Source organism: Pseudomonas sp. E45-MNA-CIBAN-0222 (assembly GCF_040310405.1).
Classification (GTDB): domain Bacteria; phylum Pseudomonadota; class Gammaproteobacteria; order Pseudomonadales; family Pseudomonadaceae; genus Stutzerimonas; species Stutzerimonas stutzeri_AC.
The window spans coordinates 25,649-49,964 of sequence record NZ_JBEOPU010000006.1; the positions used below are offsets into that span (position 1 = coordinate 25,649).

25 protein-coding genes and 1 pseudogene are annotated in these 24,316 nt (G+C 62.7%); 13 read left to right on the forward strand and 13 right to left on the reverse strand.

Translation table 11 applies throughout. The annotated features are described in order from the left end of the window. Positions 1-13 precede the first annotated feature (13 nt). From AAEZ08_RS10480 to AAEZ08_RS10515, 8 genes are all read right to left on the reverse strand, one after another. On the reverse strand, positions 14-457 hold the full coding sequence (locus AAEZ08_RS10480; protein ID WP_003283248.1) for a ketosteroid isomerase-related protein: 444 nt from the start codon (positions 455-457) through the stop codon (positions 14-16). 76 nt (positions 458-533) lie between these two features. Then, positions 534-1,931: an ATP-binding protein gene (locus tag AAEZ08_RS10485; protein ID WP_003283249.1), complete on the reverse strand. Its 1,398-nt coding sequence runs from the start codon at positions 1,929-1,931 to the stop codon at positions 534-536. Beyond that, positions 1,928-2,605: a response regulator transcription factor gene (locus tag AAEZ08_RS10490; RefSeq protein ID WP_003283251.1), complete on the reverse strand. Its 678-nt coding sequence runs from the start codon at positions 2,603-2,605 to the stop codon at positions 1,928-1,930. The genes AAEZ08_RS10485 and AAEZ08_RS10490 overlap by 4 nt, the downstream gene beginning before the upstream one ends. A 70-nt stretch (positions 2,606-2,675) precedes the next feature. Next, positions 2,676-3,281, reverse strand: coding sequence for an outer membrane beta-barrel protein (locus AAEZ08_RS10495; RefSeq protein WP_003283253.1), 606 nt, complete (start codon positions 3,279-3,281; stop codon positions 2,676-2,678). A 136-nt stretch (positions 3,282-3,417) separates the two neighbouring features. Beyond that, positions 3,418-3,813, reverse strand: a complete 396-nt coding sequence (locus tag AAEZ08_RS10500; RefSeq protein ID WP_102821023.1) for a hypothetical protein — start codon at positions 3,811-3,813, stop codon at positions 3,418-3,420. Between the two features lie 47 nt (positions 3,814-3,860). Continuing rightward, positions 3,861-4,742, reverse strand: coding sequence for a hypothetical protein (locus AAEZ08_RS10505; RefSeq protein WP_058063572.1), 882 nt, complete (start codon positions 4,740-4,742; stop codon positions 3,861-3,863). A gap of 17 nt (positions 4,743-4,759) precedes the next feature. Further along, positions 4,760-5,245, reverse strand: coding sequence for a curli production assembly protein CsgB (locus tag AAEZ08_RS10510; protein ID WP_058063573.1), 486 nt, complete (start codon positions 5,243-5,245; stop codon positions 4,760-4,762). Between the two features lie 217 nt (positions 5,246-5,462). Next, complete coding sequence (locus AAEZ08_RS10515; RefSeq protein WP_003283257.1) at positions 5,463-6,047, reverse strand: helix-turn-helix transcriptional regulator; 585 nt, start codon at positions 6,045-6,047, stop codon at positions 5,463-5,465. 264 nt (positions 6,048-6,311) lie between these two features. Between AAEZ08_RS10515 and AAEZ08_RS10520 the strand changes: the two genes are divergently transcribed. The 4 genes and pseudogenes from AAEZ08_RS10520 (at position 6,312) to AAEZ08_RS10535 (ending at position 10,054) form a co-directional block, all read left to right on the forward strand. After that, positions 6,312-8,027 carry an OPT/YSL family transporter gene (locus tag AAEZ08_RS10520; RefSeq protein WP_427702542.1) on the forward strand — a complete coding sequence of 572 codons (1,716 nt, stop codon included), beginning with the start codon at positions 6,312-6,314 and terminating at the stop codon, positions 8,025-8,027. A gap of 68 nt (positions 8,028-8,095) precedes the next feature. Beyond that, a pseudogene (locus AAEZ08_RS10525) lies at positions 8,096-9,162 on the forward strand (AI-2E family transporter). A gap of 121 nt (positions 9,163-9,283) precedes the next feature. Beyond that, the gene (locus AAEZ08_RS10530; protein WP_003283260.1) at positions 9,284-9,610 is read left to right on the forward strand and encodes a hypothetical protein; all 327 of its coding nucleotides are present in this window, start codon (positions 9,284-9,286) and stop codon (positions 9,608-9,610) included. A 150-nt stretch (positions 9,611-9,760) separates the two neighbouring features. Beyond that, positions 9,761-10,054, forward strand: a complete 294-nt coding sequence (locus AAEZ08_RS10535) for a hypothetical protein (RefSeq protein WP_500124239.1) — start codon at positions 9,761-9,763, stop codon at positions 10,052-10,054. Between the two features lie 92 nt (positions 10,055-10,146). On the opposite strand, the gene serA is transcribed toward AAEZ08_RS10535, so the two are convergent. Next, on the reverse strand, positions 10,147-11,376 hold the full coding sequence (gene serA / locus AAEZ08_RS10540; RefSeq protein WP_038665977.1) for a phosphoglycerate dehydrogenase: 1,230 nt from the start codon (positions 11,374-11,376) through the stop codon (positions 10,147-10,149). 199 nt (positions 11,377-11,575) lie between these two features. Here serA and AAEZ08_RS10545 point away from each other — a divergent pair, with 199 nt between their 5' ends. From AAEZ08_RS10545 to AAEZ08_RS10560, 4 genes are all read left to right on the forward strand, one after another. Continuing rightward, entirely contained in the window at positions 11,576-12,970 is a 1,395-nt protein-coding gene (locus AAEZ08_RS10545) for a D-2-hydroxyglutarate dehydrogenase (protein ID WP_003283264.1), read from the forward strand. Between the two features lie 68 nt (positions 12,971-13,038). Then, complete coding sequence (locus tag AAEZ08_RS10550; RefSeq protein WP_058063577.1) at positions 13,039-13,704, forward strand: fumarylacetoacetate hydrolase family protein; 666 nt, start codon at positions 13,039-13,041, stop codon at positions 13,702-13,704. Positions 13,705-13,797: 93 nt separating this feature from the next. Beyond that, positions 13,798-14,700: an SdiA-regulated domain-containing protein gene (locus tag AAEZ08_RS10555; protein WP_500124240.1), complete on the forward strand. Its 903-nt coding sequence runs from the start codon at positions 13,798-13,800 to the stop codon at positions 14,698-14,700. Between the two features lie 87 nt (positions 14,701-14,787). Then, positions 14,788-15,684 (forward strand): SdiA-regulated domain-containing protein, encoded by an 897-nt coding sequence (locus AAEZ08_RS10560; RefSeq protein ID WP_003283269.1) that lies wholly within the window; start codon positions 14,788-14,790, stop codon positions 15,682-15,684. A gap of 39 nt (positions 15,685-15,723) precedes the next feature. On the opposite strand, the gene AAEZ08_RS10565 is transcribed toward AAEZ08_RS10560, so the two are convergent. Both AAEZ08_RS10565 and rpiA read right to left on the reverse strand, forming a co-directional pair. Continuing rightward, positions 15,724-16,071 carry a YegP family protein gene (locus AAEZ08_RS10565; protein WP_003283271.1) on the reverse strand — a complete coding sequence of 116 codons (348 nt, stop codon included), beginning with the start codon at positions 16,069-16,071 and terminating at the stop codon, positions 15,724-15,726. Between the two features lie 85 nt (positions 16,072-16,156). Next, positions 16,157-16,828, reverse strand: a complete 672-nt coding sequence (gene rpiA, locus AAEZ08_RS10570) for a ribose-5-phosphate isomerase RpiA (protein WP_003283272.1) — start codon at positions 16,826-16,828, stop codon at positions 16,157-16,159. A 162-nt stretch (positions 16,829-16,990) separates the two neighbouring features. Here rpiA and ilvA point away from each other — a divergent pair, with 162 nt between their 5' ends. Both ilvA and AAEZ08_RS10580 read left to right on the forward strand, forming a co-directional pair. Further along, entirely contained in the window at positions 16,991-18,505 is a 1,515-nt protein-coding gene (gene ilvA / locus AAEZ08_RS10575) for a threonine ammonia-lyase, biosynthetic (RefSeq protein ID WP_003283274.1), read from the forward strand. A 23-nt stretch (positions 18,506-18,528) separates the two neighbouring features. Beyond that, a complete protein-coding gene (locus AAEZ08_RS10580) occupies positions 18,529-18,957 on the forward strand; it encodes a DUF2269 domain-containing protein (protein ID WP_058063580.1) in 429 nt (142 codons plus the stop codon). Between the two features lie 35 nt (positions 18,958-18,992). On the opposite strand, the gene AAEZ08_RS10585 is transcribed toward AAEZ08_RS10580, so the two are convergent. Next, positions 18,993-19,646, reverse strand: a complete 654-nt coding sequence (locus tag AAEZ08_RS10585; protein ID WP_003283277.1) for a histidinol-phosphatase — start codon at positions 19,644-19,646, stop codon at positions 18,993-18,995. Positions 19,647-19,830: 184 nt separating this feature from the next. Here AAEZ08_RS10585 and AAEZ08_RS10590 point away from each other — a divergent pair, with 184 nt between their 5' ends. Together AAEZ08_RS10590 and ptsP are read left to right on the forward strand one after the other, a co-directional pair. Beyond that, on the forward strand, positions 19,831-20,310 hold the full coding sequence (locus AAEZ08_RS10590; RefSeq protein ID WP_003283278.1) for an RNA pyrophosphohydrolase: 480 nt from the start codon (positions 19,831-19,833) through the stop codon (positions 20,308-20,310). Positions 20,311-20,333: 23 nt separating this feature from the next. Next, positions 20,334-22,607: a phosphoenolpyruvate--protein phosphotransferase gene (ptsP, locus tag AAEZ08_RS10595; RefSeq protein ID WP_102821033.1), complete on the forward strand. Its 2,274-nt coding sequence runs from the start codon at positions 20,334-20,336 to the stop codon at positions 22,605-22,607. Positions 22,608-22,612: 5 nt separating this feature from the next. On the opposite strand, the gene AAEZ08_RS10600 is transcribed toward ptsP, so the two are convergent. Then, the gene (locus AAEZ08_RS10600) at positions 22,613-23,368 is read right to left on the reverse strand and encodes an NRDE family protein (RefSeq protein ID WP_500124241.1); all 756 of its coding nucleotides are present in this window, start codon (positions 23,366-23,368) and stop codon (positions 22,613-22,615) included. A gap of 161 nt (positions 23,369-23,529) precedes the next feature. Between AAEZ08_RS10600 and AAEZ08_RS10605 the strand changes: the two genes are divergently transcribed. After that, positions 23,530-24,312 carry a sulfite exporter TauE/SafE family protein gene (locus AAEZ08_RS10605; RefSeq protein ID WP_482695208.1) on the forward strand — a complete coding sequence of 261 codons (783 nt, stop codon included), beginning with the start codon at positions 23,530-23,532 and terminating at the stop codon, positions 24,310-24,312. Positions 24,313-24,316: the final 4 nt, after the last annotated feature.

Here is a 24,316-nt window from a genome sequence, read left to right on the forward strand (position 1 = left end):
CTGAGCGGCTGTCTCAGGGCAGCGCTTTTTCGGCGTAAGGCCGGGTATCCATCCCCAGCTGAGCGCGAAAGCTCTCCATGTCGAACATGGTGCAGATTTCCTGTACCTGCTGTGTCGGCGTGATGCTCCAGAAGGCCATGGCCGAGATGCTCAGCACCTTGTCGCTGGGCGGATAGCCGAACGCCGCATGCTCGATGGTGCCGATAAGCGTGCTCCAGGTGACCACGCGGTTGCCTTCGGCGATGCACTCTTCGACGACTACTTCCAGTTCCGGCATGGCATGGCGGATCTGTCGGACCATATCGAGGAACTCGGCGCTGTAGAGTGGCCGGCCAATGAAGGAACTCTTGTAGAGAAAATCCTTGCTGTGCAGATGCTCAGCCAGCGCCAGGTGCCCGCGATTCCAGGTCAGGTCGATATGCTGGCGGACGAGTTTCTTGCGGTCATCCAGTGACATGCGCGCTCCGATGGGCTGCAGGTGGCTCGGTAGTGAACTCTAGCAGCGCCCAGCGTAGCGCGGGAGTGTGAATCGATCAGTCCGCTCGCAACCGGATCTGAAATGCCGCGCCACCGAGCGGCGACTCGCCAAGGCTGAGTTCGCCCCCGTAGCTGTCGAGGATGTCCTTGACCACCGCCAGTCCGATGCCCTGGCCAGGGTGTTGGGCGTCTAGGCGCTCGCCGCGGTGGATGATGCGTGCGCGCTGGTCGACCGGCACGCCTGGGCCGTCGTCCTCGATGCCGAGCAGCAGGTCGTTGTCATGGGTGCGGGCGCTGATGCGGATCTGCCCAAGACACAGCCGGTAGGCGTTTTCCAGCAGATTGCCGAGCAGCTCCATCAGCGCGCCCTGTTCCATCGGCACCAGGCACGGTTCGATCAGCTGCATGTCGATCTGCACGCGCTTGTCACGGTAGACCTTGTCCAGCGTGCTGCACAGGCTGATCAGCAGTGGCCGCAGCTCGACCCGGTGGCGCACCAGGCCGCTTTTGCCGAGGCTGGCGCGCTGCAGTTGATAGCCGATCTGCTGGCTCATGCGTTCGATTTGCGCCTGCATCACCTGCGCCTGCTCGCGGCTCTGCGTCTGCGCCGAGAGCGTCTCGCCGACGCCCTGCAATACGCTGAGCGGGGTTTTCAGGCTATGAGCCAGGTCGCCCAGGGAATTGCGGTATTGCTCGCGCTGGCGCCGTTCGCTGTCCAGCAGACGGTTCAGCGAGCGGGTCAGACGCAGCAATTCACGTGGGTGGTCGTCGCTTAGTCGTTCACGTTGGCTGGCTTCGACCTGATCGAGTTCGGCGCTGACCCGCTTGAGTGTGCGAAAGCCCCAGGTCAGACCCGCCCAGAGCAGCACCAGCAGCACCAGCAGGCCGCTACCGAGCCATAGATAGAGCTGCCGGCGAAACTCGTCGAACAGGCTGAGGTACTCGCTGGTGGGCTGCATGGTGACGAAGCTGAAGGCATTGTCGCGGCTGCCGTCCAGATGCAGTTCGACGTCGTAGACGAAATACTCCAACCCGGCCGCATCGCGCGTACGCAGGAACTCACTGGTGCCGCCTTCGTACCGCGGCCGGTAGTCGATACGCTCGTCGGCCGCCGAGCGCGAGTGCCAGACCAGCTCGCCGCGGCGGTCGTAGATGAAGCCAAGCAGCTGTGCGTCCGGAAGGTTGAATTCTTCGTCGGGCATACGCTCGGGCATTTGCAGCCGACCGCCCTCGACATGCGCGGCGGTAATCAGCGTGCTGGCATCGGCGGCCAGGCGTTGTTCGATAACGCGTTCGAATGTCAGGCTGAAAGCACCCTGCAGCACGGGCAGCAACGCCAGCATGAACAGAGCGGCGAGGCTCGCCGCACCAAGCATCAGGCGCAGCCGCAACGACATGGCGCCGGTCAGACGTGTGCGAACGCGTGCCTGCAGCCGGCGCCAGCGTAGACTCATCGGCAGCGCTCAGTGAACAGGTAGCCCAGGCCGCGCACGGTTTCGATGGGTTTCATCGCGCACTGCGCTTCGAGCTTGCGCCGCAGCCGCCCAACCAGCACTTCGATGACGTTCGGGTCACGCTCCTCGTCGCCACTGTAGAGCTGCTCCATCAGCCGATCCTTGGCTACCACCTGCTGCTGATGGCGCATCAGGTATTCGAGGATGCGGTATTCGTAAGCGGTCAGCGCCAGCGGCTCGCCGTTGGCGGTGGCTTGCTTGCGATTGAGATCGAGCAGCAGCGGGCCGGCTTCGATGGTGGCTTGGGTGAAGCCGCTGGAGCGGCGCAGCAGGGCGTTCAGCCGGGCTTCCAGTTCCTCGAACTGGAACGGCTTGACCACATAGTCGTCGGCACCGGCGGCCAGTCCTTCGACCTTGTCCTGCCAGTTGCCGCGGGCGGTGAGGATAAGAATGGGAAAGGTCTTGCCGCGACTGCGCAGCTGACGGATCAGGTCCAGCCCGCTGATGCCCGGTAGCCCGAGGTCGATGACAGCCAGGTCGTGATTGAATTCGTGGGTCTGATACAGCGCTTCTTCGGCGTTGGGCACGGCATCGACGATATGCCCGCTTTCACCGAGCCGCGTCAGCAAGTGGTGGCGCAGCAGCGCCTCGTCTTCCACCACCAGCACTTTCATGTTTGTGCTCCTATGCAAACGGCCGAGCATTGCCCGGCCGTCGTTCAACGTTCTGTCAGCCCAGTAGCCGTCAGAAGTGATAGTTCAGACCCAGGTAGGCCTGCTTGCTGCTGTGCACATCAATCGAGCCCAGCTTGCCGACGCCACGCTCGGACACTTCGGTACCGGCGTTGCTGCGCAGGTATCGGTAACCGGCTTCCACCGAGGTGTTGTCGCCGAGCTTCTGCAGGATACCGGCCTGCAGGCCTACCAGGTAGCCGATATCGCTGTCACGGCTGTAACCCTTGGACTCGTTCTCCAGCTTGGTCAGACCGGCGCTGGCGCCACCGAACAGGCGGGTGGTGTCACCCAGCGGGACGAACATGTCGTAGCTGCCGATCAGGTTCTGCTGACGCAGCTTGAGGCTGCTGCCGTAATCATCGGAGACGTTTTCATAGGTCATGTAGTAGCGACCCTCGTCGGTCATCTGACCGGCGCGCACGCCCCAGGTGCCACTGTTCTTGATCACGTCATCGAAGCGATTCTTGCCGTCCATGTTCTGCTTCAGCGAGCTGGAACGATCGGTGTTGACGGTGCTTTTGCCCCAGGTGAAACCGGCGAAGTTCTCAGCGGCGTGGGCGCCGAAGCTGAAGATGCCGAGGGTCGTGGCGAGGGCCAGAGTGCTAAGTTTTTTCATCGGTGACTCCTTTTCAGGCAGCGGGATACTGACGGCCCCTAGCCTGAATGGTTGTCACTGAACCCTTCCTGAACCCCGCCTGAACCTGCGCTGAACGAACGCCTCGTGGGATGCCGTTGGTCCGGGTCTGGTCCCGTCAGGCAATTTGCTGCGGCTCGTTTCCCTCGTCCACATCGCTCGCGTCATCCGGGTAGTTGCGCAGGATAGGCGGCTGCTCGGCATCATCGATCCACCACTGCAGCTCGGCCTCAACGCGGGTGTCACCGGCGATGCCGATGCGGTTGCGCAACGGGCATTGCGGCGTCGCGTCAGCGGTCAGCGTGCCGCTCTGAGCGGTCTGGGCGTTGCCGGCGCTGCCGCTGGAACGGACCTTGAGGCGAAAGCGAACCTGCTGGCCGCTGCCCTTGAAGCACAGGGCGAGTGACAGGCGGTTTTCCTCGACGGGTTGCAGCTCGAGGTTGACGTCCACGGAGGCGTCAGCAGGTGCGGGGGAGGCTGCGAGCAGCCAGGTTGCAAGGGTCATGGTCAGCATCCGTTCTGTTTCCGTTGAAGCCTGTCCTTGGCTGGATGGTCGTTGCGCTACTGCTGGACGATGGACGCGCTGTTGCCGGTACCGCTCTGGTGGATCGCTGCGACACCCGGCAGACGGGTGTAATCGTTGGCCGGCAGGTTCTGGCGAATCATCGCCTCGTTGGCGCTGCCCATCTGTGTGATGGTGGCCTGATGGCTGTAGTTGCCCTGCTCGATGCTCGCCAGGTTGTCGTTGCCGTTCTGGACTACCGTGGCCTGGTTGGACATGTAAGTCTGCGCAATATCGACGCTGTTGCCACTGCCGGTCGACGAACCACTGATGCGGCCACCGAAACCGTTCTGGTCCACCGTCAGCCGGTTGCCGTCGCCGCTCTGGGTGAAGTCGAGTTCATTGTGATAGTCGCTTTGATGAATGTCGGCGACGTTATAGGTGCCGGCCTGGGCGAGCGTCATGCGGTTGCCGTCACCTTGGAAAATGTCCGCCATGTTGCCCAGGCCGTCCTGAGACACGTTCATCCGTGCCCCCTCGTAATACCCTTGTTGGCTAAAGGTCAGCACGTTGTCGTCACCACGCTGCTCGACCTGGGCGACGACGAAGCTGGTCTGGCTGGCGGTAATCTGGTTGCCGTTGCCAATGCTGCTGGCGTTCAGCGTGCTGGTGCGTCCGGTCTGTTCGACGGTGGCGACGTTGGCATTGCCGACTTGCTGAAGGTTGGCGACCTTGAAGTAAGCCTCGCCAACCTGAGTGACGCTGGCGAAATTGAGGTTGCCGGTCTGACTGACGTCTATCGCGCTAGAGTCGACCAGGCCGGTCTGTTGCAGCTCGGCCACGTTGTCCGTGCCGACCTGTTCCAGCTCGATGCTGTTTTGCGCAAACGCCTGAGCGGCGCCGAGTGCGAGAATGGAAGCGATTACTGTGGGCTTGAACATGTGATTCTCCGTGGCCTTTAGCGACCTTGCACAATGTTTATCTGTTGGCCGGTGCCGTATTGCGTGACGGCGCTGCGCTGGCCGCTACCGGCCTGTTCAATGCGAGCGTCGTTGTATGCGCCGTATTGGCTGATGGTGGCCTGGTTGTCGCTGCCAGTCTGGAGGATCTCGGCGAAGTTGCCGTGGCCAGCCTGTTCGATGATTGCCAGCAGGTTTTCGCCATGCTGGAGAATGAAGGCTTCCTGGTCGCTGCCTTGCTGCAACACCTGCGCGTTGAGTGCCTGACCGGTCTGCACAAGCTCGGCGAGGTTACCCTGGCCCTGTTGCTGTACAAAAGCCGCCTTGGCATCGGACAGGTGCGAAGTGGAGCTTGCACTCAGCACGCCGCGGTCTGGCGCGAGATCGCCGTTATCCATCAGATCCATCGCCATCAGCGTGGTGCTGGCGAGGCTGACGAACAGGGCGAGCAGGTGAGCGGCGCGGGGCAAGGCAGAAGAAGTCATCGGTAGGTACCGTATGCAGTGGTCGCGATTCTTGAACGCTGGGTACGGTTTTGGGTATCCATCCGAGGATGGAAAAGCGATAGCGGAAAACGCCATATAGGGATTAATCCCGGGCGCAGCCGCACGATCCGTAAGCCCCTTATGATGACGTCAGCGAGGTACTGTTCCGGCAGCGCACGATGCCAATTAGTGCGCTGCCGGATGGGGCAGGAAACGATCAGGCGCGGCAGGACTTGTCCCAGTCCAGATGGCCGCGCAACAGATATGCCGCTTCGGCGCGGTTGGATGCGCCGATCTTGCGCAGCAGGTTGTGTATATGGCTCTTGATGGTATGTGGGCTCAGGCACAACTGTTCGGCGATTTCGGCGTTGGATAAACCTTTGCCCGCCAGGGTGAGAATTTCCCGCTCGCGCAGTGTCAGGCTGGACTTGGTTTCAGCCAGCTGACGCATGCGCCTCCATTGCCCCAGCAGCCGCTCGGTAAGCACCCGCGGCAGCCAGTCGCCGCCTTTGAGCAGCACCCGGATACCCTCGAGCAAATGCTCGCGGGTGGCGTGGCTATAGAACACCCCTCGAATGACCGGGTGCTTTTCCACCAGCTGTTCGGCCTGCTCGGGAACGATGTTCACCAGCGCTACCGGCGTGTGTTCGTCGAGCTGGTCGATCAGGCTGGAAATCTGTTCGGCTTCGGTGTGTCCGGCGTCGACCAGAAAAAGGTCGGCACCACGATGCTCCGGTGATTCCAGTCCCGCGAGCGAAACCTCGACCTGCGCCTGCTCGCCGAGAAAGTGGCGAAAAAACAACCCAAGCAGCTCATTGCCGGTTAATAGCGTGACAGTTGGGGAGGATATGTCCCGCGTAAGATCCGCATCCATGTTCGGTACCTAGTCAGTCGGGCGTGATTGATTAAAAAGTTACTAAACGACCAGCACCTTGCAGCGAAGTTCAGCAGGGAGATGGCAAACGGGCATTATCTGGCCAGTGCGTGCGCAACACGGTCGAATCGCACGTGAGCCGCCTGGAAGAGCGCGCGTTTTTGCACCGATTGGTGCTGCTAAGGTAGAGGCATGATTGCTTTCACTTCTGCCTCTTCTCCTCGTGAGCTGACCCTGCGCGCTCTCCTGACCGGGCTGCTTCTGGGTGCATTGCTGGCTCCGTCGAATGTTTACTCGGGCCTCAAAATCGGCTGGTCGTTCAATATGTCGATCATCGCGCTGCTGATTGGCTTCGCCTTTTGGCAGAGCGTGTCCGTCGCCTTCGGTCGCCCGCGCTGGTCGCTGCTGGAAAGCAACATCAACCAGACCACCGCTTCGTCGTGTGCGTCGATCATATCGGGCGGGCTGGTGGCGCCGATTCCAGCTTACACGTTGCTCACCGGCCAGCAGCTGGACAGCCTGCCGCTGATGGCGTGGGTGTTCTCGGTGAGCTTTCTCGGTATCTGGGTGGCCTGGTACCTGCGGCCATCGTTGATCGTTGAGTCGGGGCTGCGCTTTCCCGAAGGCATGGCGACCCTGGCGACGTTGCAGCAGATCTACAGCCATGGCGCCGAAGCCGGGCGTCGCCTATGGGTGTTGGGTGGCGCTGCAGTGCTGGCAGCCGGGGCCAAGCTGAGCGACACCTTCTTCTGGGCACTGCCGCGCTGGTCGCCCTCGTTGCAGCTGGAGCGCCTCACCTTCACCTTCGAGCCCTCGCTGCTGTTGCTTGGTTTCGGCGGAATCATCGGGCTGCGGGTCGGCCTGTCGCTTTTGCTCGGCGCGTTGCTGGCCTGGGGCTTGGTCGCGCCCTGGGTGCTGGCCGAGGGGTTGGTGCGCTTGCCGGCCTCCGCTCAGGGGCCGCAGTTCGCTGCGCTGATCGAATGGCTGCTGTGGCCGGGCGTGAGCCTGATGGTTTGTGCCACGCTGACCTCCCTGGGGTTGCGCCTGTTGCGTTCGCGCTCGACATCGGTACGCCGGCACCCGAGGCTGCGGCGCCCGCATGGCTTGCCGGCGGCTGGCTTCGTGCTGGCGGTGATGCTGGTGGTCGTCCTGCAGGTCAGCCTGTTCGGCATCGATCTCTGGCTGGCGTTACTGTCGATTCCGCTGGCGTTGCTGCTGGCGATGGTCGCCGCCCGCGTCGTCGGCGCGACCGGGATTCCACCGATTGGCGCAATCGGGCAGTTGTCGCAGCTGAGCTTCGGCGTGTTCGCCCCGGGCCAGGTGCCGGTCAATCTGATGAGCGCCAACACCGCCGGTGGCGCAGCGGGGCAGTGCACCGACCTGCTCAACGACTTCAAGGTTGGGCATGTCATCGGTGCGGCGCCGGGTCGCCAGGCGGTGGCGCAGTGCTTTGGCATTCTGTTGGGCAGCGTGGTCGGCGTGCTGGCCTATCAGCTGCTGATTCCCGATCCGCAGAGCATGTTGATCACCCCCGAATGGCCCGCTCCTGCGGTCGCGACCTGGAAGGCCGTGGCCGAAGCGCTGACCGGCGGTCTCGGCGCGCTCGCTGCCGATGTGCGCTGGGCCATGTTGGTTGGCGCGCTCTGTGGCGTGCTGCTCGGTACGCTTGAGGGTCTGTTACCCGAACGGCGCCTGCGTTGGCTGCCGAGCTCCGCGGCGCTCGGCCTGGCATTCATCATTCCTGCGTCGATTTCGCTGATGATGACCTTCGGCGCCGTGCTTGCCTGGGCCTTCGCGTCACGCTGGCGTAGCCTCGGCGAGCGCTTCGTGATCGTTGCAGCGGCCGGGTTGGTGGCGGGCGAAAGCATGGCCGGCGTCGGTGCATCGCTCTGGCAGCTGTTGCGCTGATTGGCGCAACGCCTGAATTAAAGCGCCGCGTGACCGGTCGTACCCTTGTACTCATCAGGGGGAGAGCCATGTCCACGCCAACGCCGCAGAACGACGCGAAGAAGGTTGCCAATCGTGCCATGGTGCAGGCCGCAGTGCTGGCCGCGGTGGTGCTGCTGAGCATCGTCGCCTGGCTGGCCTTTGATTTCCTGTTGCTGCTGTTCGCCTCGATCCTCTTCGGCGTACTGATTCACGGCGTAAGCCAGTGGATCAGCGATCGCACCTCCATGCCCTACAAGGCTGCCATGCCGTTGTTCTTCGTGGTGATGCTGCTCGGGCTGGGGGGTGGAGGTTGGTTGGTCGCGCCAAACATCGCCGAGCAAGCCGATGCCTTATCCGACTCCCTGCCACAAGCCGTCGAGCAACTGCGCGAACGTGCCGAGCAGTTGCCTTGGGCCAACGAACTGCTGCAACAACGCGAACGCCTGAGGACTCTTTGCCCGACGGCTCCAGCGCCTTCAACTTGGTGACCAAGGTGATGGGTTCGTTGGTGGGTGCGCTGAGCAGTTTCGTCATCGCCTTTGCGATCGGCATCTGTCTGGCGATCAATCCGCAGGTCTATGTTCGTGGTCTGTTGAAACTGATTCCGCTTGGTTATCGGCCACGTGCCGCCGAAGTGCTCGACGAAACCGGCGCAACGCTGCGCGCCTGGCTGCTGGCCAAACTGCTGGAAATGCTGCTGATCGGCGTGCTGACCACCCTCGGCCTGTGGCTGCTGGGCATCGAGCTGGCTTTGGTGCTCGGGCTGATTGCCGGTCTGCTGTCGTTCATCCCCAACATCGGCCCGGTGCTGGCGGTGATTCCGGCGCTACTGTTAGCTTCTCTGGAAGGCGGGCGCACGGTGCTCTATGTGGCCGGGCTCTACCTGTTCGTCCAGGCGCTGGAAAGCTACGTGTTCACGCCCTGGATGCAACAACGCATCGTCTCGATCCCGCCGGCGTTGACCATCGCCGTGCAGCTGCTGTTCGGCCTGCTTGCGGGAACCCTGGGCTTGCTGCTGGCAACGCCGCTGGCGGCGGCCGGTATGGTGTTGGTACGCATGCTCTACGTAGAGGATCTGCTCGGTGATCGGCCCGATGCGACCGACGGTTCGTGATAAGACCGCTCTGGAATGGGGTTCGTCGACCCTGTCATGTTTTGTAAAGTCTGACGAGGAAACCCTTGGCGGGTCCTGCTGCCGGATTACATGAACCCCCTGAAATATGCAGGAGACAATCATGAGCATGCACAAGATTGCGGCATTCACTCTCGCCGGGCTGATTTCCGGCGCGGCATTCGCGGCCGGCAACACTGGCACTGGCACCGATACCGGGCACCGCGACTCGATGGGTCATAGCACCGAGCAGCCAGGGACCATGGGCGGCACCGGCACCGGAATGGATTCGACTTCCGATACCGGCAAGATGCCCGACGAGACCGAGCGTCCGGCGACCACCACGGGCAGTGATCGTGGCACCGGTGTTGACGCCAGTGGCGATGGTGCAACCGGCAAACAGGGCACCACGGGCACTGGTGGCGAAGGTGGTGAACGCGGCGCCTATTGATCCACGCGGTGAAGCATAACGGCCCGGCAGGCAGCGCTTGTCGGGCCGTTCTGCGTTTTTCTAACCGCTCGGCTGCTTGTTGCATTGCGGGGGAAACCTTTGCTGGCGCATGTGTGCCGAAAGCGGACCAATCCTTATCGGAGGTGCACGATGAGCATGCTGCGCTTGAGCATTCTGCTGGTATCGCTGGCTGGCGCCTCGGCTGTCATGTCTGACGGCACCGGCCCCACCCATCCGGAAAAGGCTCGCCAACATCCACTGGACAGTAGCGAACCACGCGGCGGGGCGGGCGAGCAGCCGCAGGATGCGGAGAAGCTCGAGGCGCCGATGCTGCAGCCGCGCCAGGCACCTACCGAGACGGATGTGCCGCCCATGCCCGAACCGCGTGATGATCGACCGGGGGCGGACGTAGACGCCGCAGGCAACCGGGAGCTGCGCAGCTAGGCCAAGCTAGACCGAGAGCCAATCGGCCCAGGCGTGCAAACGAAAAAGGGAGGCCGAAGCCTCCCTTTTGTCAGTACCGCCCGGTCAACGCATCAGAACAGCACGCGGCTGCGGATGGTGCCGTTGACGTGCTGCAGCTTCTCCAGCGCCAGGTCGGAGTATTCCTTGTCCACGTCGATGACGACGTAACCGACCTTCTCGTTGGTCTGCAGGAACTGGCCGCAGATGTTGATGCCGTTGTCGGCGAAGACCTTGTTGATCTCGCTCATCACGCCCGGAATGTTCTGGTGGATGTGCAGCAGACGGTGCTTGCCCGGGTGCGACGGCAGGGCGACTTCCGGGAAGTTGACCGAGGACACCGAGGTGCCGTTGTCGCTGTACTTGACCAGCTTCTCGGCGACTTCAAGGCCGATGTTGGCCTGCGCTTCGGCGGTGGAACCACCGATGTGCGGGGTCAGGATCACGCGGTCCAGGCCACGCAGCGGGCTTTCGAATTCCTCGTCGTTGGACTTCGGCTCGACCGGGAACACGTCGATGGCGGCGCCGATCAGGTGCTCGTCCTTGATCGCGGCGGCCAGGTGATCCAGCTCGACCACGGTGCCGCGGGCGGCGTTGATCAGGATGGCGCCCTTCTTCATGGCGCGGATTTCCTTCTCGCCGATCATCCACTGGGTGGACGGCAGCTCCGGAACGTGCAGCGAGACGATGTCGCACATGCCCAACAGCTCGTACAGCGAGCCGATCTGGGTGGCATTGCCCAGCGGCAGCTTGGTCACCACGTCATAGAAGAAGACCTGCATGCCCAGCGCTTCGGCCAGTACCGACAGCTGCGTGCCGATGGAGCCGTAGCCGATGATGCCGAGCTTCTTGCCGCGGATCTCGAAGGAGTTGGCCGCCGACTTGATCCAGCCGCCGCGATGGCAGGAAGCGTTCTTCTCAGGGATGCCGCGCAAGAGCAGGATGGCTTCGGCCAACACCAGCTCGGCGACCGAGCGGGTGTTGGAGTAGGGCGCGTTGAACACTGCGATGCCGCGCTCGCGGGCGGCATTCAGGTTGACCTGGTTGGTACCAATGCAGAAGCAGCCGACGGCGATCAGCTTCTTGGCCGCATCGAAGACCTCTTCGGTGAGCTGGGTGCGCGAGCGGATGCCGATGAAGTGAACGTCGGCAATCTTCTCCTTCAGCTCCTCGGTGGACAGCGCGCCCTTGAGGTACTCGATGTTGGTGTAGCCGGCCGCCTTGAGGGTATCGACGGCGTTCTGGTGCACGCCTTCGAGAAGAAGAAACTTGATCTTGCTCTTGTCGAGAGAGGTCTGGCTCATCTGCATTAAAACCTTAAGGCCGAAGGATAGGACTGAAGTGTCCAGCGAAGGCTGGCCGACCCGTCATTAGCGGTGTCGGGAGTCTGCCGAGGCACGTTTCAAAGGGGTGCGTATGCTAGCATACGAGCCCCGCGAAACACCCCCACCCCTGTGCTGAAGCGTGCTCAGGGTGACCATGAATCGTATGAGAGTTCCCGTGATGACCGACCCCGCCCTGATCGATGAGCTGAAAACCCTGGTCGAGCCCGGCAAAGTGCTGACCGACGCCGATTCGCTGAATGCCTACGGCAAGGACTGGACCAAGCATTTCGCTCCCGCGCCGTCGGCCATCGTTTTCCCCAAGAGCATCGAGCAGGTCCAGGCCATCGTGCGTTGGGCCAACGAGCGCAAGGTCGCGCTGGTGCCCTCGGGCGGCCGTACCGGGCTTTCGGCCGCCGCGGTGGCGGCCAATGGCGAGGTAGTGGTGTCGTTCGACTACATGAACCAGATTCTCGAATTCAACGAGATGGACCGCACCGCCGTCTGCCAGCCCGGCGTGGTCACCGCCCAGCTGCAACAGTTCGCCGAGGACAAGGGTCTGTACTACCCGGTGGACTTCGCCTCCGCCGGCTCCAGCCAGATCGGCGGCAACATCGGCACCAACGCCGGTGGCATCAAGGTGATCCGCTACGGCATGACCCGCAACTGGGTCGCCGGCCTGAAAGTGGTCACCGGCAAGGGCGACGTCCTTGAGCTGAACAAGGACCTGATCAAGAACGCCACCGGCTACGACCTGCGCCAGCTGTTCATCGGCGCCGAGGGTACGCTGGGCTTCGTCGTCGAGGCCACCATGCGCCTGGAACGCCAGCCGACCAACCTCACCGCGCTGGTGCTGGGCACCCCGGATTTCGACTCGATCATGCCGGTGCTGCATGCCTTCCAGGACAAACTGGATCTGACCGCCTTCGAGTTCTTCTCGGACAAGGCACTGGCCAAGGTATTGGGCCGCGGCGACGTGCCGGCCCCGTTCGAAACCGACTGCCCGTTCTACGCGCTGCTGGAATTCGAGGCCACCACCGATGAGCGCGCCGACCAGGCACTGGCGACCTTCGAGCATTGCGTCGAGCAGGGCTGGGTGCTCGATGGCGTGATGAGCCAGAGCGAGCAGCAGCTGCAGAACCTGTGGAAGCTGCGTGAGTACATCTCCGAGACCATCAGCCACTGGACGCCGTACAAGAACGACATCTCGGTGACCATCGCCAAGGTGCCGGCCTTCCTCAAGGAAATCGACGCCATCGTCGGTGAGCACTACCCGGACTTCGAGATCGTCTGGTTCGGCCACATCGGCGACGGCAACCTGCACCTGAACATCCTCAAGCCCGATGCCATGGACAAGGACGAGTTCTTCGGCAAGTGCGCAACGGTGAACAAGTGGGTGTTCGAAACCGTACAGAAGTACAACGGCTCGATCTCCGCCGAACACGGCGTCGGCATGACCAAGCGTGACTACCTCGAGTACAGCCGTTCGCCGGCGGAGATCGAGTACATGAAGGCGGTCAAGGCAGTGTTCGATCCCAACGGGATCATGAACCCGGGCAAGATTTTCGCGGCGTGAGGCCGGATGGTGGAACGGCCTTGGGCCGTTCCCCCCTTAGCGATTACGGACGTTTTCAGGAGCACTCCATGAGCTACCAGCACCACTACACCGATGGCACGCCGATCCATTACCCGCTGGGCAAGGTGGTCTGCATCGGCCGCAACTACGCCGAGCACGCCAAGGAACTGAACAACCCGGTGCCGACCGAGCCGCTGCTGTTCATCAAGGCCGGCAGCTGCACCGTGCCGCTGGATGGCAGCTTCAGCATTCCCGCTGATCGTGGTGCGGTGCACTACGAGGCGGAAATTGCCGTACTGATCGGCAAACCGCTGTCGCGCAAACCGAACGCCGAGGAAGTGCTCGATGCCATCTCCGGTTTCGCCCCGGCGCTGGACCTGACGCTGCGCGACGTGCAGGCCGCCCTCAAGGAAAAGGGCCATCCCTGGGAAATCGCGAAGAGCTTCGACGGGGCGTGCGTACTGGCGCCGTTCGTGCCGGGCGATGCGGTAGAGGATCTGGGCGATATCGGCATTCGCCTGACCATCAATGGCGAAGTTCGCCAGGACGGCAACAGCAGCCAGATGCTCAATGCCATCCTGCCGCTGCTGCAGCACATTGCCGGACATTTCAGCCTGCAGCCGGGCGATGTGGTGCTGACCGGCACGCCAGCCGGCGTCGGTCCGCTCAAGTCGGGCGATCAGCTGGTGCTTGAATTGGTCGGCCTGTCGCGCTTCGAGAGCCGCGTACTCTGATTCCCGCGCGGCGGGGCAAGCCCGCCGCGTCCGCTGCATCTTTACGGACCGCAGTAACGCTGCAGTCCGGCACCATCCGCTGGAACGTTTCTCATGCCTGTCCGTTATTCCCGCTGGCGCCTGGTCGTCGCCGTCACTCTGTTGCTGCTTTTTATAGCTCTGCTGGTTGCTGGCCGCCTGTTGCACTGGGATGACCAGCTCCGTCTGTACTGGGAGGAACGTTCGGTCAGCGCCGAGCAGCGTGCGGCTGGTATCTGGCTACCGGATTACGAGTTGGTGCTGGAAACGACGCTGGCAGGACTGGAGAGGGATGAAACCTCCGGCCTGACCTGGAACCCGCTGACCGGTACGCTGTTCACCGTCACCGGCAAGCATCCACAGCTGATCGAGTTCACCCCTGCCGGGGTGGTACTACGGCGTGTCGAACTGATCGGCTTTTCCGATCCGGAAGCGGTGGAGGCCCTGGATGATGGCCGCCTGGCCATTGTCGATGAGCGTCGCCGGTTGGTTGCGGTGTTCCACCTTGATCCTGGGGTGGAAAGTCTCGATCTCGATGACCTGACCAGTTATGACTTGGGCTTTGCCGATGCGGGCAACAAGGGGTTCGAAGGCCTGGCCTGGAATCCGCATACCCAGCGCCTTCTGCTGGCCAAGGAGCGCGATCCGCAGGGCCTTTTCGAACTGCCATTCCCGGGTGAAGACGGCGCGGTCGGGGCGCTTCAGGCCCTGCCAAGCCAGTCGCTGATAGTGCGTGATCTGTCCTCGGTGACGATCGACCCACAGAGCGGTCATACCCTGCTGCTCTCCGACGAGTCGCGGTTGCTGGTTGAACTCGACCTGCAGGGACAGCCGCGTAGCTTCATCGCGTTGTTCGGTGGTCTGCATGGGCTCGTACAGGGCATCGACCAGGCCGAGGGCGTGGCGATGGACGGCGAGGGCAATATCTATGTAGTCGGCGAGCCCAATCGCTTCTACATGTTCAGCCGTAAGCGTTAAGGCCTGGCGGTTGGAGGGCGCCGGTTAAGCCTGATTTAAGCCAGGCAAAGCAAAATTGCGCTCTCAAAGCAGAAGAAAGTGGGCCTTATGCGTGCGTTGAAAATTCTCCTGGCTGCGTTGCTGGGCGTGACGTTGCTGCTGGCGGTTGCCGCTGGCGTTCATTACCGCCTGTTCGAGCGTGGCTGGTTCCAATTCAATCAGTGGCATCAGGGCGAGCAGGCTCAGGAAGTCTCGCTGTGGCTACCGGATTACCAGGCGACCATTCAGGGCAAGGTGATCAGTGGAATTGATGACGATCTTTCGGCACTGACCTTCGATCCGGACCGCAACAGCCTGATTGCCGTCACCAATGGCAAACCGCATTGGCTGGAGCTCAGCCTGGAAGGCGAGTTGCTGCGGGCGATCCCCCTGGTCGGCTTCGGTGACCCGGAGGCCATCGAGTACATTTCCGAAGGCGTCTATGTAATCAGTGACGAGCGCCTGCAGCGGTTGCTGCGCGTCGAGGTCAACGAGCAGACCACGGTGATCGATGCCGCGCGGGCGCAGCAGTTGTCACTGGGCATTGATCTGAACGGCAACAAGGGCTTCGAGGGCCTGGCGTACGACACGGCAGGCAAGCGCCTGTTCGTCGCCAAGGAGCGCGACCCGGTTCGGATTTATGAGATTTCCGGCTTTCCCTATACCGAGCCGACGCCATCGGTGCATATCAATGAACACCACGCGCGGCTGTTCGTGCGCGACCTGTCCAGCCTGCAGTTCGATGAGCGCAGCGGGCATCTGCTGGCGCTGTCCGACGAATCGCGGCTGGTGGTAGAGCTGGACAGCAACGGGCAGCCGCTCAGCAGTCTGTCGTTGAGCGCAGGCAAGCATGGGCTCGAGCGCAACGTACCGCAGGCGGAGGGGATTGCGATGGGGCCGGACGGCACACTGTATCTGGTCAGCGAGCCAAACCTGTTCTACGTGTTCAGCAAGCAGGTCAGGTGAGCGGACGTGCCACCTCGGACACCTGACCCGGAAAGCCGCTCAGGCGACTGACGAAGCACTTTCATCCTGCAGGGCGGCAGCGGGTGCATGACGTCGAACGGAGTCGCAACCCTGCTCGGCGCTGTGCAGGCTGGCGTACATCTGGCTCTGGCCAACGACCTGGCCATTGGTGGCCTTGAGTACGAAGTAATGCTTGCCGTTGCTCGACTCCTTGACCTCGAATGCGCCTTCACGCACTGCATTCTTGCGTACCGAATCGATGCCGTTCAGCGCCGAAGCATGGGCCTTGTACTGCTCGCTGGACAGCACGACCTGGCCGTTGCTGGCCAGCAGGTTGAAATGGTACTGCCCGTTACTGGCTCGCTTCAGCTGGAATTTCCCGGACATGGCGACACCTCCTGTGATGAGCCGCGTCGGGCTCGACACGGCTCATCCAAGCGTAGCTGTCACATGCGCAAGGTGCCTTCGCGTTTCAGCGTTTCAGCGTCTGCACGCCGCTGTCGGTGCCGAGCAGGAGCAGATCGGCCGGGCGCGCGGCAAACAAGCCGTTGGCAACCACGCCGACGATGTTGTTGATCTTTTCTTCCAGCTCCGGCGCGAAGCCGATCATCAGATTGTGCACGTCGAGGATGACGTTGCCGTTGTCGGTCACCACGCCGTCGCGATAAACCGGGTCGCCGCCAAGCTTGACCAGTTCGCGCGCAACATAGCTGCGTGCCATCGGAATGACTTCCACCGGTAGCGGGTAGACGCCCAGTTGCTCGACCAGCTTGCTGCCGTCAGCGATGCAGATGAATGTCTGGGCCACCGCCGCAACGATCTTCTCGCGAGTCAGGGCCGCACCACCGCCCTTGATCAGCTCAAGATGCTTGTTCGCTTCGTCGGCGCCGTCGACGTAGAACTCCAGGTCGTGAACCGAGTTCAGGTCGTAGACCGGAATCCCGTGTTGCTTGAGGCGCTCGGCAGTGGCGTCGGAGCTGGCGACGGCGCCATCGAAGAAGCCTTTATGCTTGGCCAGCAGGTCGATGAAGAAGTTGGCGGTTGAGCCGGTGCCCACGCCAACGATGCTGCGATCGGTGAGCTGCGGGACGATATGGTCGACGGCGGCCTGGGCGACGGCCTGCTTGAGCTGATCCTGAGTCATGGTAAATCCGGGCGAGAAGACGAGACGCCGATTATAGCCCTCCGCCCGCAGCGGGTCTTGTTCGTAGCTGCTTGGGAATACATGGCGGATTGCCGGTGGTCGCAGGGGGCGTCGCAGGGGTAGACTCGTCGCTCCCTCGCAACGCCCGCCAAGACAGCCAGAATGCTCGAACATTACGTCAAGAAGATCCTCACCTCCCGCGTCTACGACGTCGCCATCGAAACTCCGCTGCAGCCCGCCCGTCAGCTTTCTGAGCGTATTGGCAACCAGATTCTGCTCAAGCGCGAGGATCTGCAGCCGGTGTTCTCCTTCAAGGTGCGCGGCGCCTACAACAAGCTGGCGCAGCTATCGGTCGAAGAGCTGGCCCGTGGCGTGGTAACCGCTTCGGCCGGTAATCACGCCCAGGGCGTTGCGCTGGCGGCCAAGCAGCTGGGGATCAAGGCGACCATCGTCATGCCGCGTACCACGCCGGAGCTCAAAGTGCAGGGCGTGCGTGCCCGTGGCGGCAAGGTAGTATTGCATGGCGATGCATTCCCCGAGGCGCTGGCTTATTCGCTGAAGCTGGTGGAAGAGAAGGGCTACGTCTATATCCACCCCTACGACGATCCCGATGTGATTGCCGGTCAGGGCACCGTGGCGATGGAGATTCTCCGTCAGCACCAGGGACCGATCGACGCGATCTTCGTACCGGTAGGTGGTGGCGGTCTGGTGGCTGGCATTGCGGCTTACGTGAAATACCTCTATCCGCAGACCAAGGTGATCGGCGTCGAGCCGGACGACTCCAATTGCCTGCAAGCGGCGATGGCCGCCGGCGAGCGCGTGGTGCTCGAACAGGTCGGCCTGTTCGCTGACGGCGTAGCAGTGGCGCAGATCGGTCAGCACACTTTCGAGCTCTGCAAAGATCATGTCGACGAGGTGATCACCGTCAGCACCGACGAGATATGCGCGGCGATCAAGGATATCTACGACGACACCCGTTCGATCACCGAGCCCGCCGGCGCGCTGGCCGTGGCAGGGATCAAGAAGTATGTCGAGCGCGACGGTGTAAGCGGGCAGGTGCTGGTAGGCATCGACTCGGGCGCGAACGTCAATTTCGATCGCCTGCGCCATGTCGCCGAGCGTGCCGAGCTGGGTGAGAAGCGCGAGGCGATCATCGCGGTCACCATTCCCGAGCAGCCAGGCAGCTTCAAGGCCTTCTGCGAAGCCATCGGCAAGCGCCAGATCACCGAGTTCAACTATCGCTATCACACCGACCGCGAAGCGCACATCTTCGTCGGCGTGCAGACCCATCCGGAAAACGATCCACGCGCGGCACTGGTGCAGGGGCTGCGTGACAAGGGCTTCCCCGTGCTCGATCTGACCGAAAACGAACTGGCCAAGCTGCACACGCGGCACATGGTCGGCGGCCATGCGGTCGGGGTCAGCAACGAGATGGTGCTGCGCTTCGAATTTCCCGAGCGTCCCGGCGCGCTATTCAACTTTCTCAACAAGTTGGGCGGGCGCTGGAACATATCCATGTTTCACTACCGTAACCACGGCGCGGCTGACGGCCGAGTGGTGGCGGGGCTGCAGGTGCCCGCCGATGAGCGCCATCTGGTTCCGGCAGCGCTGGAGAAGATCGGCTACCGATACTGGGATGAGAGTGATAACCCGGCCTACAAGTTGTTTCTCGGTTAAGCGAGCAATATAGAGGAAAGCGAATGGAACATTATTTGACGATCAGAATCGTCCATGGCGTGACTGCGGTGCTGTTGCTGCTGGGCGTGATCGTGCACCTGTTCATGCTGTGGAAGGCCGGTCGCGGTGGCGATCAGGCAGTGCTGCAACGCAAACTGCAGCGCACCCGCAGCTTATCGCTGCCACTGCTCGCGGTGATCGGTCTGTCGCTGCCGTTGACCGGTTGGTGGCTGGTGCACCTGGCCGGCTGGCCGCTGGGGCAGTTCTGGCTGCTGGGCAGCTCTCTGCTGTTCCTCGCGCTGATCCCGCTGGTCCTGCTGCTGGCGGGGCGTCTCACAGCCTGGCAGACGCCGGGTAACGCCATGGCGGCGCGAACTGCCGGTATCTACGGCGTGCTGGTGTTGATCGTGCTGATCGCAATCACTGCCCTGATGGGCGCCAAGCCTGTCTGAGGCTTAGCAACCCTCACATCTACGCTGCGCCGATATCAGCGCAGCGAGATGATCTGCCAGCCACGCTCGGTGGCGATCTCGCGCAGGATCGGGTCCGGATCCACCGCAACGGGGTGGCTTACGCGTTGCAGCAGCGGCAGGTCGTTGCGTGAGTCGCTGTAGAAATAGCTGCCTTCCAGCGTCTGCTCGGTTTCCGCGAGCCAACGTTCGATACGCTGGACCTTGCCTTCCTGGAAGCAGGGGATATCGGTCAGGCGCCCGGTGTAGCGGCCGTCGTGCATCTCGCATTCGGTTGCCAGCAGAGTGTCGACACCCAGGCGCGCGGCAATCGGGCCGGTGATGAAGCGGTTGGTGGCTGTGATGATCACCACTTTGTCGCCTGCATCCAGATGCTGTCGCAGCAGCGCCTCGCCCTTGCTCAACACGATCGGTTCGATGAAGTCCTGCATGAACTCGTCGTGCCATTGCTGCAGCTGCGCCATCTCGCTGCGGCCGAGCAGTTCCTGGCAGAAGTTCTGGTAGGCGTGTACGTCTAGGTCGCCGGCCAGGTAATCCTGATAGAAGGCATCGTTCCGGGCCTTGTAGTGGGCTGCATCGACTAGGCCGCGTTGGCAGAGGTATTCACCCCAGGCGTGGTCGCTGTCACCGGCCAGCAGAGTGTTGTCGAGATCGAAAAGAGCCAGGCGCACGGATGGTTTACCTCGGGGATGATCAGGGTAGAGCCAAGCATAACGTCTAGACCGGCTCGGGGGCAGTCTCGGCCGGCCTGTCAGCGAGCTTGCCGGCACTTGCCGAATGGCGCCTTTCCGCGCTTTCGGCTTATTGCGGTTTTGTGGAACAATGCCGCGACATGCGTCTGCGAGGTTGTATGCCGTGATCGATTCCGATGGTTTTCGCCCGAATGTCGGCATCATCCTGACCAACGATGTCGGTCAGGTGCTGTGGGCTAGGCGGATCAATCAGGATGCCTGGCAATTTCCGCAAGGCGGGATTAATGCCCGTGAGACGCCGGAAGATGCACTGTTTCGCGAACTCAACGAAGAGATCGGCCTGGAAGAGCAGGATGTGAAGATCCTCGCCTGCACCCGTGGCTGGTTGCGTTATCGTCTGCCGCAGCGCCTGGTGCGTACCCACAGCCAGCCGCTTTGCATCGGACAGAAACAGAAGTGGTTTCTGCTGCGCCTCACTAGCGCCGAAGAGCGTGTGCGAATGGATCTGACCGGCAAGCCAGAGTTCGACGGCTGGCGCTGGGTCAGTTACTGGTATCCGCTGGGGCAGGTGGTCACCTTCAAGCGCGAGGTCTATCGTCGCGCACTTAAAGAACTCGCCCCGCGCCTTCCGGTGCGGGACTGAGACCGGGGAGAAAGCCTCTGAGCATGCTCGGCACGCTGCGCAAGATTGTCCAGGAAGTGAATGCCGCCAAGGACCTCAAGGCGGCGTTGGGCATCATCGTGCTGAGAGTCAGGGAGGCCATGGGTAGCCAGGTCTGCTCGGTCTATCTGCTCGACCCGGAAACCCAGCGCTTTGTCCTGATGGCCACCGAAGGCCTCAACAAGCGCGCCATCGGCAAGGTCAGCATGGCGCCCAACGAAGGTCTGGTAGGCCTGGTGGGCACCCGCGAAGAACCGCTCAACCTCGAACACGCCTCCGAGCACCCGCGCTATCGCTACTTCGCCGAAACCGGCGAGGAACGCTATGCCTCCTTCCTCGGCGCGCCGATCATCCACCATCGGCGGGTGATGGGCGTACTGGTCATCCAGCAGAAGGAGCGCCGTCAGTTCGACGAGGGCGAAGAAGCCTTCCTGGTCACCATGAGCGCTCAGCTTGCCGGCGTTATCGCCCACGCCGAGGCGACCGGTTCGATCCGCGGTCTGGGTCGGCAGGGCAAGGGCATTCAGGAAACCCGCTTCATCGGCATTCCGGGCGCGCCAGGCGCTGGCGTCGGAACCGCCGTGGTGGTGCTGCCACCGGCCGATCTGGATGTGGTGCCGGACAAGAACATCGACAATATCGACGCCGAGCTGACGCTGTTCGAAGCGGCGCTGGAAGCCGTGCGCGCGGACATGCGCAATCTATCGGAGAAGCTCGCGACACAGATGCGCAAGGAAGAGCGCGCGCTGTTCGATGTATACCTGATGATGCTCGACGACTCCGCGCTGGGCGGCGAAGTGACCAAGGTCATCCGTACTGGACAGTGGGCCCAGGGCGCCCTGCGCCAGGTGGTCAGCGAGCACGTGCGGCGCTTCGAGATGATGGACGACGCCTACCTCCGTGAGCGCGCATCGGACGTAAAGGATATCGGCAGGCGCCTGCTTGCCTATCTGCAGGAAGCCCGTCAGCAGACCCTGACCTACCCTGACAAGACCATTCTGGTCAGCGAGGAGCTGTCGCCAGCCATGCTTGGCGAGGTGCCCGAGGGCAAGCTGGTGGGTATGGTCTCGGTGCTCGGTTCGAGCAACTCCCACGTTGCCATTCTTGCCCGTGCCATGGGCATACCCACGGTGATGGGGGCGGTCGACCTGCCTTATTCCAAGGTCGACGGCATCGAGCTGATCATCGATGGATACCGCGGCGAGATCATTACCAACCCGGGCAAGGTGCTGCGCGAGCAGTACGAGGTGCTCGCCGAGCAGGAGCGTCAGCTCTCCGCCGGGCTCGACGTGCTGCGCGAGTTGCCCTGCGAGACCACCGACGGCCATCGCATTCCGTTGTGGGTGAACACCGGGCTGCTGGCCGACGTGGTGCGTGCGCAGGAGCGCGGCGCCGAGGGCGTGGGCCTGTATCGCACCGAAGTGCCGTTCATGATCAAGGAGCGCTTCCCCAGCGAGAAGGAGCAGATGGCGATTTACCGCGAGCAGCTGGAAGCTTTCCATCCGCTGCCGGTGACCATGCGCAGTCTCGATATCGGTGGCGACAAGTGCCTGCCATATTTCCCGATCAAGGAAGAGAACCCGTTTCTCGGCTGGCGCGGTATTCGCGTCACCCTCGACCACCCCGAAATCTTTCTGCTGCAGACCCGCGCCATGCTCAAGGCCAGCGCCGGCCTGAACAACCTGCGCATCCTGCTGCCGATGATTTCCGGCATTGGTGAGCTGGAAGAGGCACTGCACCTGATTCATCGTGCCTGGTGCGAGGTGCGCGACGAGGGGCTGGACGTTCACATGCCGCCCGTCGGCGTGATGATCGAAGTGCCGGCGGCGGTCTACCTGACCCGCGAACTGGCGCGCCAGGTGGACTTTATCTCGGTCGGCTCCAACGACCTGACCCAATACCTGCTGGCGGTGGACCGTAACAACCCGCGCGTGGCCGACCTTTACGACTACCTGCATCCTGCCGTGCTCGAGGCGCTGCAACGGGTGGTGAAGGAAGCGCACAGCGAAGGCAAGCCGGTGAGCATATGCGGCGAGATGGCGGGCGATCCGGCGGCGGCCATGCTGCTGCTGGCGATGGGCTTCGACAGCCTGTCGATGAACGCCACCAACCTGCCCAAGGTGAAATGGCTGCTACGCCAGATCAGCATGGATACCGCACAGCAGCTGCTCGCGCGCGTCATGCTGCTGGACAGCCCTCAGGTCATCCATAGCACGGTGCAACTGACCTTGCGCAACCTGGGCTTGAACAAGCTGATCAATCCGTCCGCCGCCGTTTGAGTCCATCAGCCGCGCGGTGGGTGGCGGTAGCGCACTTCGCCTGACGGCCCGTCTGGGCCAAAGCTACGCTCCAGAATATCCAGCGCACCGTCGGCATGGCGGATCAGCGCCGTACTGGCGCGTGTGCCGTACTCCGGGCTGACGATGAAGATGCTCGACAGTCGGCGTTCCCATTCCAGCGGAACGCCGGTGTGCGGCAACTCATGCTCAGCCGCCAGCTGAGGGTCGGCGAGTAGCGCCAGCAGCTGCTCGGGGTTCGGCTTGTCGAGCTCGCCGACCAGTGCTGCGCGGGCCTTCTTCAGCTTGGGCCAAGGCGTGTCCAGGCCGGCATTGGACAAACCGTAGACGCCAGCCTCCAGTGCCGTTGCCAGACCGCTCTGGGAGTTGAAATGCCACAGGGCCTGGTGGTTGCCGACCAGCAGGTTGAAACCGCCATAGTCACCCCGGCGCTCGGCCAGCTGGGCGAGGTAGTCCGCCGGTTGCAGATCTGCGCGCAGGAAGTGCTCCGGCAGCTCGCCGCGCGAACGTAGGCCGGTCGGCTGGCCGGGGGCGCGGATATTGGTCAGGGCAGCGAAGCGTCCGCTGGTAGTGATGCCCATCCATGTACCGCCGGCCTGCAGGTCGCGCCCGCCAACGATCCAGGGCGCATCTTCCCAGCAGCCCAATGGCAGGCTGGGACGGGCGTGGAATTCATCGCGGTTGGCGGCCACTACCAGTGGTTGCGAGTGGCTAGGGCGCCAGGCGAAAACGATCAGACACATGTGACACCTAATGAACGGTCCGGACCCGCAAGGGTACAGTCGTGCGAGAGCCGTGAGCCACCGTTGGACGGGGCGCATATAACGCGCAGTGATCATCCCGCGCGAGCGTCCTGCGCGCATTTTCCGCTAACATGCCGCTTTGTTTCGCCGGGATGGGGCGCATGGAGTTTCTGCTGTATCTGCTGCTGGGCGGATTCGCCGGGGTGCTGGCCGGCCTGTTCGGCGTGGGCGGCGGGCTGATAATCGTGCCGGTGCTGGTGTTCAGTTTCAGCGCTCAGGGATTCTCCCAGGAGATCCTCACCCACCTGGCGGTCGGGACTTCGCTGGCCACCATCGTCTTCACCTCGGTCAATTCGATTCTTACGCACCATCGCAAGGGTGCGGTGCGCTGGCCGATGGTGCTGTGGATGACCTTCGGTATCCTCCTCGGCGCGGCGCTCGGTAGCCTGACCGCGGCGGCGATCCAGGGGCCCATGCTGCAGAAGATCATTGGTGTGTTCGCCTTGGCGATGGCCGTGCAGATGGGCTTTGACCTGCGACCCAAGGCCACTGGTCGAGCACCCGGACGGCCGGAGCTGTCGTTTGTTGGCGTGCTCATTGGCTGGGCGTCGGCCATTTTCGGCATTGGCGGAGGCTCGCTGTCGGTACCGTATCTGACCTGGCGCAGCGTGCCGATGCAGCAGGCAGTTGCGACCTCCGCCGCGTGCGGCCTGCCGATCGCCATCGCCGGGGCGTTGAGTTTTATGGTGGTTGGTTGGCACGAGGCGCAACTGCCGGACTGGAGTCTGGGCTTCGTCTATCTGCCAGCCATGCTTGGCATCGCGGCGACAAGCATGTTCTCCGCCAGGCTCGGTGCGAAGCTGGCGCATCGCCTGTCGGCGAAGGTTCTGAAACGGCTGTTCGCTTTGCTGCTGCTGAGCGTCGGCATCAATTTTCTGGTTTGAGGAG

What these genes read in the sequence shown, in the direction of transcription:
- AAEZ08_RS10480 (WP_003283248.1), bottom strand. Translation starts at nt 457, where the DNA reads ATGTCACTGGATGACCGCAAGAAACTCGTCCGCCAGCATATCGACCTG.
- AAEZ08_RS10485 (WP_003283249.1), bottom strand. Translation starts at nt 1,931, where the DNA reads ATGAGTCTACGCTGGCGCCGGCTGCAGGCACGCGTTCGCACACGTCTG.
- AAEZ08_RS10490 (WP_003283251.1), bottom strand. Translation starts at nt 2,605, where the DNA reads ATGAAAGTGCTGGTGGTGGAAGACGAGGCGCTGCTGCGCCACCACTTG.
- AAEZ08_RS10495 (WP_003283253.1), bottom strand. Translation starts at nt 3,281, where the DNA reads ATGAAAAAACTTAGCACTCTGGCCCTCGCCACGACCCTCGGCATCTTC.
- AAEZ08_RS10500 (WP_102821023.1), bottom strand. Translation starts at nt 3,813, where the DNA reads ATGCTGACCATGACCCTTGCAACCTGGCTGCTCGCAGCCTCCCCCGCA.
- AAEZ08_RS10505 (WP_058063572.1), bottom strand. Translation starts at nt 4,742, where the DNA reads ATGTTCAAGCCCACAGTAATCGCTTCCATTCTCGCACTCGGCGCCGCT.
- AAEZ08_RS10510 (WP_058063573.1), bottom strand. Translation starts at nt 5,245, where the DNA reads ATGACTTCTTCTGCCTTGCCCCGCGCCGCTCACCTGCTCGCCCTGTTC.
- AAEZ08_RS10520 (WP_427702542.1), top strand. Translation starts at nt 6,312, where the DNA reads ATGATTGCTTTCACTTCTGCCTCTTCTCCTCGTGAGCTGACCCTGCGC.
- AAEZ08_RS10530 (WP_003283260.1), top strand. Translation starts at nt 9,284, where the DNA reads ATGAGCATGCACAAGATTGCGGCATTCACTCTCGCCGGGCTGATTTCC.
- AAEZ08_RS10535 (WP_500124239.1), top strand. Translation starts at nt 9,761, where the DNA reads ATGAGCATGCTGCGCTTGAGCATTCTGCTGGTATCGCTGGCTGGCGCC.
- serA (WP_038665977.1), bottom strand. Translation starts at nt 11,376, where the DNA reads ATGAGCCAGACCTCTCTCGACAAGAGCAAGATCAAGTTTCTTCTTCTC.
- AAEZ08_RS10545 (WP_003283264.1), top strand. Translation starts at nt 11,576, where the DNA reads ATGACCGACCCCGCCCTGATCGATGAGCTGAAAACCCTGGTCGAGCCC.
- AAEZ08_RS10550 (WP_058063577.1), top strand. Translation starts at nt 13,039, where the DNA reads ATGAGCTACCAGCACCACTACACCGATGGCACGCCGATCCATTACCCG.
- AAEZ08_RS10555 (WP_500124240.1), top strand. Translation starts at nt 13,798, where the DNA reads ATGCCTGTCCGTTATTCCCGCTGGCGCCTGGTCGTCGCCGTCACTCTG.
- AAEZ08_RS10560 (WP_003283269.1), top strand. Translation starts at nt 14,788, where the DNA reads ATGCGTGCGTTGAAAATTCTCCTGGCTGCGTTGCTGGGCGTGACGTTG.
- AAEZ08_RS10565 (WP_003283271.1), bottom strand. Translation starts at nt 16,071, where the DNA reads ATGTCCGGGAAATTCCAGCTGAAGCGAGCCAGTAACGGGCAGTACCAT.
- rpiA (WP_003283272.1), bottom strand. Translation starts at nt 16,828, where the DNA reads ATGACTCAGGATCAGCTCAAGCAGGCCGTCGCCCAGGCCGCCGTCGAC.
- ilvA (WP_003283274.1), top strand. Translation starts at nt 16,991, where the DNA reads ATGCTCGAACATTACGTCAAGAAGATCCTCACCTCCCGCGTCTACGAC.
- AAEZ08_RS10580 (WP_058063580.1), top strand. Translation starts at nt 18,529, where the DNA reads ATGGAACATTATTTGACGATCAGAATCGTCCATGGCGTGACTGCGGTG.
- ptsP (WP_102821033.1), top strand. Translation starts at nt 20,334, where the DNA reads ATGCTCGGCACGCTGCGCAAGATTGTCCAGGAAGTGAATGCCGCCAAG.
- AAEZ08_RS10600 (WP_500124241.1), bottom strand. Translation starts at nt 23,368, where the DNA reads ATGTGTCTGATCGTTTTCGCCTGGCGCCCTAGCCACTCGCAACCACTG.
- AAEZ08_RS10605 (WP_482695208.1), top strand. Translation starts at nt 23,530, where the DNA reads ATGGAGTTTCTGCTGTATCTGCTGCTGGGCGGATTCGCCGGGGTGCTG.